Source organism: Aquabacterium parvum (genome assembly GCF_001447195.1).
Taxonomy (GTDB): Bacteria; Pseudomonadota; Gammaproteobacteria; order Burkholderiales; family Burkholderiaceae_C; genus Aquabacterium; species Aquabacterium parvum.
Map to the genome: position 1 here is coordinate 1 of NZ_LFRI01000452.1, position 273 is coordinate 273.

General features: G+C 64.5%; 1 protein-coding gene. It reads right to left on the minus strand.

Annotation, left to right across the window (positions count from 1 at the left end; translation table 11 throughout):
• Positions 1-51: 51 nt before the first annotated feature.
• A partial coding sequence (locus tag ABG80_RS17605; protein ID WP_235513929.1) for a hypothetical protein occupies positions 52-273 on the minus strand: 222 nt, incomplete at its 5' end.

The following is a 273-nucleotide window of genomic DNA, read 5'->3' on the forward strand; positions in this document are numbered from 1 at the left end:
TCCCTCTGCAACGCCCTTCGGGCTCACTGGGGTGTCCCCCAGCCCCCCGGCTTACTTCGACGCGGAGAGGCGCTCCATGTCATTGAGGACAGGCCGAGCATGCTGATGCACGGCCATCATGTAGGCCTGCGAGGCCGTGTCCCAGGCGTCGATGTGTCTGGCCAGGATGAACAGCCAGGGCGGCGTGTCAACATCCGGGCCAGCAGCTACGATCCCGTAGAAGGCCCTCACCGTCTCAGTGGTCATCAGCGCAGCCTCTTCGAGGACATTGCG